Source organism: Sphingobium sp. C100 (assembly GCF_000508185.1).
Classification (GTDB): domain Bacteria; phylum Pseudomonadota; class Alphaproteobacteria; order Sphingomonadales; family Sphingomonadaceae; genus Sphingobium.
The window spans coordinates 1-10,416 of record NZ_AYOY01000030.1 but is presented as its reverse complement, the minus strand read 5'-3'; the positions used below and the strand labels follow the sequence as shown (position 1 = coordinate 10,416).

The window sequence follows — 10,416 nt, the reverse complement described above, 5'->3', positions numbered from 1 at the left end:
ACTTCGATCTAGAATCCACCCCTTCGAGCACAATAAGTCCGATAATAAGGATTATGTTAAATCAAACCACTTTCCTCACATTCTTCCAGACAGCGTTCAAGCTGTCGCTTTCGCTGTCGCGTTAACGCCTCGATCTTCCCCGTGATCCGAAGGCGCGTCAGGCGCGCGCCAGCAGGGCCTGCGCCTTTTTAAGGTGCGGCCGGTCGATCATTTGGCCCTCCAGCATCAGCACGCCGGCGCCCGGATTGGCCGCAAAGGCGTCGATCACCGCCCTCGCCCGTGCGACATCCTCGGCGCCCGGCGTGAAGGCCGCGTTGATGATCGGCACCTGGTCGGGATGCAGCGCCATCATCCCCTGAAAGCCATCGCGAGCGCCCCGCGCCGCATAGGCCGCCAGCCCCTCCAGATCGCGGATCGCCGGATAGACCGTCTCGATCGGCGCGACCTCCGCGGCGCTCGCCGCGAACAAGGTCAGCGCACGCGCAATCTCATAGGGCGGCGTATAGCTGCCATCCTCCTGTCGCGCGCCCAGCGCCCCGATCGCGGCGGGCAGATCCTCCGCCCCCCATGTCAGTCCCGCCAGCCGCTCCGCCACGCCCGCATATTCGCCGAGCAGGAAGATCGCCCTGGGCGTCTCCGTAGCAATCGGCAGGATGCGCCCATCCTCATCGCCACGCTGCCGCATCCGCCGGTCGAGATCGAGGATCGAGGCCGCGCCCTCCGCCTTGGGCAGCATGATGCCGGCCGGCCGCGCCGGGATCACCGCGTCCAGATCATCGTCGGCCAGGCCGCCATCCAGCGGATTGATCCGCACGAACAGCGCCACCTCACATGCCGCCGTCTCCTTCAAAAACGTGGCCACCGCCTCGCGCGCGGCGGGCTTGGCTTCGCTCGCCACCGAATCTTCCAGGTCCAGGATCAGGGCGTCGGCGCCCATCCCCACCGCCTTGCGCATCCGCTCGGGCCGGTCGCCAGGGACGAAGAGCAAGGAACGCAGGCGCATCATGCGCGCGCGCCACGCGATGCAATCGACCTTCCCACCGCAAGGGCCCGGCGGCTCACCATATTGGCCAAGATAGCGCTCCTCCCTATCGCGACGCGGCGTGCCGCCGGCATCCCGCGCCCTTCCTATGGCCGCAGGCGCCGGCAGGCAATCCTTGCCCGCTAGAGTGCGCGAAAGCGGAAGTCGCGAAACCGTGCCTCGCCCGGCCCCGCCGCATACAGGCCAGGCCGCAGCATCAGGAAACCGCCACGGACATTATGGTGATAGCCCGATACCTCCATCCCCCGGTCAAACCGGCGCCATGTCCGGCCCTCATCGTCGCTCAGATGATAGGAAATGATGTGGTGATGGTTCACCACCTTCATGCGCAGCCGTCGGCCATAGGGATTGGCGGGCCGGGCGCGTTCCCGGCCATATTGATGAGTGACGAACCGCGCCTCGTCAAAACCCAGACCGCAATAGAGCTGGTGGTCGTAGAAGAGCAGCAAGCCGGCGGTCCCGCCCGGCGCGATCTCGATGTCGCACGCAAATTCGTAGGACGGATCGCCCGCGATCAGCAGCAGCGGCGAGGAATCCACCGGCGCCGTGCCCCGGCCTTTCAGGATCAGTGCGCCTTGCTCCACCCGCGCCCGCCCCGCCTCGTCGGGTGCGGGACGAAAGAAATTCCACTTCGCGCCCAGCTTCAAAACCTTGAAGTCGTCAGACAAGGCCATGCCATGCGGCACCGCCTGCCCGCCGCCCGGCTTGGGCAAGGGCTTCGACAGGTCGCCTCCGGTCATGTGGAACCACCCGTCGGACGTCCATTCGACCGGATCGAGCAGCGTCTGCCGCCCCAGGGTCCACAGACCATTTTCATAGCCGTGATAGACCGCCCACCAACTGCGGTCCGGTCCTTCCACCAGACTGGCATGGCCACGCGACCACCAGCGTTCGTCCAGGCTTTGCGTGCGCACCAGCGGATTGCCCGGATGCTGTTCCCATGGCCCGTGGATGGAACGCGACCGTGCCGCTATCACCATGTGACCGGTGGGTGGTCCCGCCGTGCCGCCCACCGCAGTCAGCATGTAGAACCAGTTGCCATGGCGATGGATCTTCGGCCCTTCCGGCGAAAATCCTTCCACGTCCCAATTGTCGGGATAGCGCCAGGGATCATAGACATGCTCGACCGCACCTAGGGTCGAAAGCCCGTCATCGGCGAGGCGGATGCGGTCTCCGCCGGATAGAAACAGCCAGCGGCTGCCATCCTCTCCGACGGCATGGCACGGATCGATATGATCGTGCAGCTTGAGGTCGATAGGATCGCTCCATGGCCCGTCAATGCTGTTGGCGTGGATGACGAAGATGCTGTTGGGTTGCGCCTTCACTGGAATATAGATGAAATAACGACCCTCGTGCTTCTCCAGGCTCACCGCCCAGACGGAGCCAATGTTCTGCGTCAGGGCAGCGCCGCGTGGTTGCCAGTTGATGAGGTCGCGGCTGTGCCAGATGGTAATGCCGGGATAGGAATCGAAGGTCGAGAACGTCAGATAATAGTCGGCCCCGTCTTTCAGGATGGCCGGATCGGGCCGGTCACCGGCAATCAACGGATTGAGGAAACGGCCGTCCCCCAGGTCAGCGATACGCTGATTGTCGAAGCCGCGTTTCCATTCAGGCGCAGTTGCGGAACCGGCGGATGGGGTGCTGGTTGCGGGACCATTGCCAAGCGCGATGGCGCTACCGGCCAATGCTCCGGTCAGGGCGTCGCGGCGGCTGATCGTCATGCAGGCTCCTTAGCGGAAAATGACCCGGACCGCGCGTGCAGACGCGGGCCGGGCAGGACATTTACAGCTTGAACCGCGCGCCCATCTGGATGGTGCGACCGAAATGCAGCTGCTCATAATTGCGGTTCGCGTCGAGGTCGGTGTAGCGATCGCGATAGTCGTCTGTCAGGTTGATGCCTTCCAGCGACAATTCGATCCAGTCCGTGAGCTTGTAACGGACCGAGGCATCGACATTGACGGTGCTGTTATAGCCTTCGAAGACGTTGCCCGTACCGCTATTCTGGTCGATATATTTGCTGCGATAGCTCGCCGACACGCGGGCGGAAAATTTGGCATCCTCATAATATAGCGTGCCGTTGAAGGCGCGTTTGGACAGACCGAAAAGGGTTGCGTTACGCATCGTCGCCACCGTGCCACCGCCCGGAACGACCGCCGGGCCGGAAACGGTATAATCCGCATCGGAGTCGACAAACGTGGCATTCACGATGCCGCCGAAATGCGAAAGAAAGCCCGGCAGGAAAGTGAAGGGCGCCTGCACCGCGATCTCGATCCCCTTCAGACTCGCGCCCCTGCCGTTGACGATCGTATTGATTGCCCAGCCTTCGGCGCGTTCAGGCTGGATCGCGGCGGGCGAACTGGGCGGGATCACCGATAGAGGCAGGCCAGTGGACGCGAATGTTCCTGTCACTGTCTGGCTGATCGGGAAGCTCTGCACGTCCTTTTTGAAGGCCGCGACGGAAAAGACGGACTGAGGCGCGAAATACCATTCCACCGCCACGTCATAGGCGGTCGCCCGGAACGGATCGAGGAAGGGATTGCCGAAACTGATGCGATAATTGAAACCATCGACCGACCCGCCGGGCGTCAGATTGCCCAGGCTTGGACGGGTCATCACATCGGCCACCGACGCCCGCACGATGATGTCGCGATGCGGGAAAAAGGCGATATTCATCGCCGGCAGCCAGTCCTCATAGGAACGCGAGACGCTCACGGCCTGCCCATTGTTGAGGCCGGTGGAACTCTGTTCGGTCTTCACGTAGCGGATACCGGCGTTGGCCGCATATTCCAGCCCGAAAATATCGCCCTTGGCATCGAACTGGATATAGCCACCGGTGGTCTTTTCCACCACGCTGCGCGTATTGCCCGCGTCGATGGCCAGCGGCCGGTCATACAGATTGGTATAGTCCGTGCCCGCCCCCAGATTGGGCACCAGCCACTCGGTGGTGGTGCCCGCCGGCGCATCGGCCCCGCGCAGCTTGAACAGTTCGGCGATTTCAGGGGTCACGGGCAGGCCATAAACCGCACCGGGTCCGAAGGTGCCGCTCGGCGAGCAGTTGACGGTGCCCAGCACACGATCGACGCCGCCATTGCCGCACACCACTGTATCGCGAGTGAAGCCTTCGGTGTCGAAGGAGAAGCGGCGATAAACTGCGCCCGTTTTCACGGTGAAGCCATCTGTCACGTCCCATTCAGTGCGCAATTGGGCCGTGCGGAACTTGTTAACGGTCGATGACGGCCGATCCCGGATTTCGGCCAGCTGGAAATTGGCCGGGTCGGTTACGCTGGTGCCAAAACTCAGCACCGGCCGGCGCGAATTGCCATAGTCGAAACTATAGCCCTGCGCGTCGCGATCGTCGAACACCAGCGTCGTTTCCACCGGGATCGACGCGTCGGATTTGGAAAAGCCGCCCAACAGGGTGAAGCGGAAATCGTCGCCCAGTTTCTGGTCCCATTTGCCGCCAAGCTGGTAGAATTTGGTCTGCGATTTGCGCAGATAATGTTCCGTGCGCACCCAGGCGTCATCCAGCGTCGCCGACACCATGTTGCCGCTGCCGTCATAGCTGGGGTTCACCACGTCGATCGAACGTTCGTTGGACCGCAGCAGCACTTCGCCCCATTTTTCCTCGCGGGTTTCGCGAAACCGGGAGAAAAGCCCATCGATCGACACTTTGGTCGCCTCGCTCGGCGCCCACTGGATTGCTCCGGTGATGCCCAGTCGCTCGCGCTCCTGCGCAATCTCGCCATAGCGCGGGATGCGCGGATGAAAGGCCAACGCCGCCTCGTCACATGCCGCGCTTGGCACATAATCCCCGCCGCTATTTTCCTGGGTGAAGCAGGGCGTGCCATCGACGCTGTCGAACCGCGCCTGCGACCAGCGGACTGTATTATTGCCCATTTGCAGCGTGTCGAGCTTGGAATAGGCGGCCGAGAGCGACACCCCCCAACGTTCGTCCGGCGATTTCCAGGACAGGAGACCTGCGAGCCGAGGCCCCCATTTCTTGCTGAGATCATTATAGGAGCCCGTGGCCGATCCGACGAACGTCAAGCCATCCTTGCCTGCCAGCGGATTGCCGGTGTTGAGATCCACCACAGCGCCCAGCGACCCTTCGTCGAGCGAGGCTTCGGCGGTCTTGTGAACCACCAGCGAACTGAACAGTTCAGAGGCAAAAACGTTGAAATCAAAGGCGCGGTCCCGGTTCGAGCTTGCACCGTCGGTCGAGGTCGCCACCGTTTCCAGCCCGTTTACGCGGACGCGGGTGAACTGCGCGCCCAGGCCGCGCACGGTGATCGCGCGCCCTTCTCCGCCATCGCGCTGGATTGAAATGCCGGGAATGCGTTGCAGCGATTCCGCCAGATTCTGGTCCGGGAACTTTGCAATATCCTCTGCCACAATCGCATCGACCGACCCGACCGACTGCCGCTTGAGGTTGATCGCTGCGCCCAGCGACTGACGGAAACCGGTTACGACAATGTCCGCGACCTGCGCGTCTTCAGCATTTTGCGGCGCGGCCGCCACCTGTGCAAGCGCGCCACCCGATGTGGCGAGCGCCAACACTGCCACTGACGAGCCAACGATCCAGCGCGATGCTGCCTTCTTCTTTCCAACCTGCTGACTCTGCACCTTTCCGCTCCCTTTCTCTTTGCTTGCGGCCGCCGGAGTGCCGGGAGCCGAAATTTCGGAAGAGGGAGTTGGCCCTGCGGGTCCATCCTCTCCCGATTACCCAACGCCGGCTTTGCCCGGTCAATTGCAGTATGGAAACCGGTGTCATAAATGCGCTGCCAGATAAATCCTGTCAATATATTGCCGACACATCACGGCCGATAAGGTGAATTTATCCAGCTATATGCTTGATATAATTAGCCATATTCCTACTTGAGAATATCGTCAGCCGTTACCCGTCATTCGTTGAGCCGCCATCCAGTGCAGAAACAGTTCAGGCCAGATCGCGGCCGGCTTGCCCGACGCCCGCTTCAGGCCGAAGCCATGACCCCCCTCAGCAAAAAAATGGCTCTCCACGGCCAGCCCTTCCGCCCGCCAAGCCGCACGTAGCAACAGGCTATTGGCGATCGGCACTGCCGAATCATCTTCCGCGTGGACCAAAAAGCAGGGCGGACTGTCCGACCCCACATTCTCATGAGGGGAATGGCGCCGCTCCATCGCTGCGGTGGGCGACTCGCCGATCAAGTTGCGACGCGACCCTTCATGCGCCTCGGGACGATGCATTGATACCACCGGGTAGATGGGCGCAGCGATCGCCGGTCGCGCAGAGAGAGCGTCAGCCGCATCGACGGAATGATAGGTAGCCGTAGCAAAACGGGTCGCCAGGTCGGCGCACACATGCCCGCCGGCTGAAAATCCCATGGCGCCTACACGCCTCGAATCAATAGCGAGGGTAGGCGCGCGGTGCCGGATCAATCGCATCGCCCGCTGCGCATCGGACAATGCGACATCCGCCCCGGCCCCCCATCCTTCCTGGGGAAGGCGATAGAAAAGCACGAACACCGATACGCCACGCGCCGCCAGCCAGGGGCCGATCTCATAACCCTCCTTGTCGATCACGACATAATTATAGCCTCCGCCTGGCATCACCAGCATTGCCGCGCCATTGGGGCGATGCGCGCGAAACAGCGCAAGCCTGGGGCGTGCGATATGCAGCAGCGCACGGTCTGGCGCGGCCGGGTCTCTACTGCGATCCTGCACCGCCTCCTGAGGCAATAGCGTGGGCGTGCCTGGCGGATCGCCCGGCCACAGGTTAATCATGGCATCCGGCTTCACTGCCCCGACGTCCAGCGCCGGCGGTTGCGCCAGCCCCCGCACGCCCGTCCCCGCCAATAGCCCTCCGCCGAGCATAAGGCTTCGCCGGTCCAGTCCATTCATGCCATTCTCTCCCTTATCCGCCGTGAACAACGGTCGACCCTTGAAGAACGCAACCGGCTATTTCGGACACCGGTGTCATAAATGGTTGCAAGCGGGGTGGGTCAATGTCAAGAATGGGGGGTGAGAGGAGAAACGAAAACATGGCCCGCGCCCTCATTCCCTTGATTTCCGCTACCCTTAGTCTGTCCCTGCCCGCCTGGGCCGCACCCGCCGCCCCCACCGTCCAGACTGCCTTCCCCGGCGCGGTAGGCTGGGCCTCCGCTACCCCGGGCGGGCGAGGTGGACGGATCATCCGCGTCACCACCCTTGCCCCCGACGGTCCCGGCAGCTTCAGGGCCGCACTGGAGGCAAAGGGGCCGCGCATCATCGTGTTTGAAGTTGGCGGCATCATCGACATGAGTCGTCAAACGCTCAAGATTACCGAGCCCTTTGTGACCATCGCAGGACAGACTGCGCCCTCGCCGGGCATCACCCTCATCAAGACCGGGATCGATATCGCCACCCATGACGTCGTGATGCGTCATATCCGCGTGCGCACCGGCGTCGATGGGCAGCCGAAAATGAGTGGCTGGGAAGCCGATGCCTTCTCCACCGTAGCGGCGCATCATGTGATTGTCGATCATTGCAGCTTCACCTGGGCGGTCGATGAAAATATGTCCGCCTCCGGCCCGCGTTTTGAAGGGAAAACACCCGAAGATTGGCGCCGCAACACCAGCCACGCCATCACCTTCTCCTACAATATCGCGGCCGAAGGACTGGCCGAGGCCAGCCATCCCAAGGGCGAGCATAGCAAGGGCACGCTGATCCACGACAATGCCAGCCAGATCCTTGTTTATCGCAATCTCTACGCTCATAATATGGAGCGCAATCCGCTGGTTAAGGGCGGCGGGCAGGTGGAGTTGGTCAACAACATCCTTTATGATCCGGGCGAACGCGCCGTCCATTATAATCTCATGGCGCTGGAATGGGGCGATCATCCGTATCAGACCGGGCAGATTTCAGCGGTGGGCAATGTGCTGCGCGGCGGGGTGTCCACGGCGACCGGCTTACCCTTTCTGACCTTGGGGGGCGCTGGCGACCTTGATTATCACGGGAAGGACAATATCGCTGTCGACCGCTTCGGTCAGCCGCTCCCCATGTTCGGTCGCTATGGTGAAACCCGTGCGAAGCTAAACGACCTCCCCGCCCCACCAGTGTGGTGGCAGGGGACCGACGTCCTGCCGGCGCGCGACGTCGAAACCCATGTGCTGGCCCGCGTCGGCGCTCGGCCCTGGGACCGCGATGCGGATGACCTGCGCGTGCTCTTCTTTGTCGCCGAGGGGCGAGGCGAGATCATTGATGATGAAAATCAGGTGGGTGGCTATCCAAAAATGGCCCAGACCCGCGCAGCCTTTGTCGAGGCGGACTGGAATCTCGATACGATGGAGCCGAAATCAGGGCGTTATCCAGGCCAGACCGAGAACATCGCCGAACATTTGTCGGATCGCGACAAGATGATGCGCCAGGGGGAACAGCCATGACCTTTGCCGCTCTGCTTCTTGCGGCCGTCGGCGCGCCGGCAATGGTGGTGGTTAACGAAAACAGCGTTCGTCGCGACGAACCTCCACCCCACGGGGCGATCGGCATGAGTACCGCCTATCGGATCAGCGATGCAGCTCCCGAACCGCGCAATATGGAATTTCGCAAGCGAATCCTGCACGTCGGTGCCGCGATCGGCCTCCACCCCATTGCTCATGACGAGGTCTATTATGTCCTCTCGGGCACGGCTATGGTCACCTCGGATGGCGAAACCCGTGCCTTGAAGGCGGGCATGGCCGCTTATCTCTATGAAGGCGCGACGGTCGGCATCAGGCAGACTGGGCAGGAGCCATTGGCACTGATCATATCCTATCCAGTGCCTAAATGAGGCCGAACGGACCCGGACGCAGCCAGGCCCAGCCTAGCTGCCCGGTTGGATGTAGGGGACGCGCGCAAATAATTCGCGCTCCCACCCCCGCGGATCGTTCATGACCTGGCTTTGAGCGTCGAAGACCATCGTTGCTCGCCGATCCAGCCGATATTGCGGCCAAAGCGCCATTCCCCCGCCATTGGGATCACCCTGCCGCGCAAAGGCGAGGAAGCGCGCCATCATCGCTGCCGATGCCGCCCGTGCCGCGCCGCCCGTGCCAGTTAGCGATCCAGGCGCATCCAATGTGCCGAAAGCCAGCGCGATGTCCATCATATGCGGCGCTCCGCGACGTGGCTCGACCGGTGACTGGAAATTGACCTGATAGACCCAGGTCGGGGTATCCGCCCGTGCCCGCGCCTCCGCTTCAATGACCTGCCCCGGCCAACTGCGGCCGGCCGTCGTCGCTGCATAAAAGACTCGCTCGGGCGACCAGTCAGGATAATGGGCGCGATATTGCGCGACGATCCATTCGGGCAACAGGTCCATCCGCAACTGGGCCGCCATCCGTTCGGCCAGATTGCTCCATTTTAGCCCTCGCACCAGCGGTCCATTCGGATCAATGAACGCCCGCGTTTCGTCCAAAGTATTGCCCAGCATCATCGGGATCATATTCGACTGGGGCGCTGCATCGGGCCAGAAAGGATGGCACTTGAGCCATGTCATATCCAGCACCGGTCCCATATAGATACCGCCGGACAGCAACGGATCGTCCGTATCGAGACCATCGATCAGCCGCTCGACCGGCATGGTCAACAATGACCCTAGATTGTCGGGTGTGACGCCGAGCTTCGCGAGATAGGCGGCGGTGCGACGAGATGCATTAAGCGGACCGCTCGCCGTCACCTGTTGCCCGCTCATCGTGACAGAGCGATGGAACAACCCCCTGGCGGCAGGCATCGCCATCATCGTGGCGATCTTTGCGCCACCGCCTGACTGGCCAAAGACCAGTATAGCATCAGGATCGCCGCCAAAGGCCGCGATATTCGCTTTCACCCAGCGCAACGCGAGGATCAAATCCAGCTGTCCCACATTCCCGCTGTCGGCAAAGCGTGGATCGAGCCGCGCAAGATAGAGATAGCCAAGCGCGTTAAGCCGATGATTGACCGTGACCACCACCACGTCCTGTCCGGCCAGATGGCGCCCATCATTCAGCGGATCCACGACGCTGCCATTGGAATAGGCGCCCCCGTGAATGTAGAGCATCACCGGCCGTTTTGCGCCTGCTTCCAGTCCCGGCGTCCAGATATTGAGGAACAGGCAATCCTCGCTGGTCACCGCCTGCCTGGCCTGCTGCGGACAGGATGGCGCAAAGGCAATCGCATCCACGATACCGCGCCATGGCTCGGGCGCCAGCGGCGCTCGGAAACGCTGGGATGTGGTGTTCTGGCCATAACGGACCCCGCGAAACACCTTCAGCCCGCCCTCGCTTCTCCCCCGTATGCGCCCATTGCGCGTCATGACGACGGGGTCGGCTTGCGCCGCCTGGACAGGTGACGCGGCGAGCACGACACTGGCTCCGATCAGGGTGCGCCGGTCGATATGCGGC

General features: G+C 62.4%; 7 protein-coding genes. 2 read left to right on the top strand and 5 right to left on the bottom strand.

The genetic code is table 11. From position 1 onward, the window contains the following. Positions 1–157: 157 nt before the first annotated feature. From C100_RS28510 to C100_RS28495, 4 genes are all read right to left on the bottom strand, one after another. Positions 158–1,003 carry an HpcH/HpaI aldolase/citrate lyase family protein gene (locus C100_RS28510; RefSeq protein ID WP_031308686.1) on the bottom strand — a complete coding sequence of 282 codons (846 nt, stop codon included), beginning with the start codon at positions 1,001–1,003 and terminating at the stop codon, positions 158–160. Positions 1,004–1,164: 161 nt separating this feature from the next. Continuing rightward, a complete protein-coding gene (locus tag C100_RS28505) occupies positions 1,165–2,763 on the bottom strand; it encodes a family 43 glycosylhydrolase (protein ID WP_024018435.1) in 1,599 nt (532 codons plus the stop codon). Between the two features lie 61 nt (positions 2,764–2,824). Further along, positions 2,825–5,605, bottom strand: a complete 2,781-nt coding sequence (locus tag C100_RS28500; protein WP_442800303.1) for a TonB-dependent receptor — start codon at positions 5,603–5,605, stop codon at positions 2,825–2,827. Positions 5,606–5,929: 324 nt separating this feature from the next. After that, positions 5,930–6,922: an alpha/beta hydrolase gene (locus tag C100_RS28495; RefSeq protein WP_031308682.1), complete on the bottom strand. Its 993-nt coding sequence runs from the start codon at positions 6,920–6,922 to the stop codon at positions 5,930–5,932. A 140-nt stretch (positions 6,923–7,062) separates the two neighbouring features. Between C100_RS28495 and C100_RS28490 the strand changes: the two genes are divergently transcribed. Further along, positions 7,063–8,442 carry a pectate lyase family protein gene (locus C100_RS28490; protein WP_024018432.1) on the top strand — a complete coding sequence of 460 codons (1,380 nt, stop codon included), beginning with the start codon at positions 7,063–7,065 and terminating at the stop codon, positions 8,440–8,442. Further along, a complete protein-coding gene (locus C100_RS28485; protein ID WP_024018431.1) occupies positions 8,439–8,828 on the top strand; it encodes a cupin domain-containing protein in 390 nt (129 codons plus the stop codon). Before C100_RS28490 ends, C100_RS28485 begins: the two co-directional genes overlap by 4 nt. A gap of 33 nt (positions 8,829–8,861) precedes the next feature. Here C100_RS28485 and C100_RS28480 read toward each other — a convergent pair whose 3' ends face one another. Then, positions 8,862–10,409, bottom strand: coding sequence for a carboxylesterase/lipase family protein (locus C100_RS28480; protein WP_031308681.1), 1,548 nt, complete (start codon positions 10,407–10,409; stop codon positions 8,862–8,864). Positions 10,410–10,416 lie beyond the last annotated feature (7 nt).

Coding starts and splice junctions, on each gene's coding strand:
- C100_RS28510 (WP_031308686.1), bottom strand. CDS start 1,003: ATGCGCCTGCGTTCCTTGCTCTTCGTCCCTGGCGACCGGCCCGAGCGG.
- C100_RS28485 (WP_024018431.1), top strand. CDS start 8,439: ATGACCTTTGCCGCTCTGCTTCTTGCGGCCGTCGGCGCGCCGGCAATG.
- C100_RS28505 (WP_024018435.1), bottom strand. CDS start 2,763: ATGACGATCAGCCGCCGCGACGCCCTGACCGGAGCATTGGCCGGTAGC.
- C100_RS28495 (WP_031308682.1), bottom strand. CDS start 6,922: ATGAATGGACTGGACCGGCGAAGCCTTATGCTCGGCGGAGGGCTATTG.
- C100_RS28490 (WP_024018432.1), top strand. CDS start 7,063: ATGGCCCGCGCCCTCATTCCCTTGATTTCCGCTACCCTTAGTCTGTCC.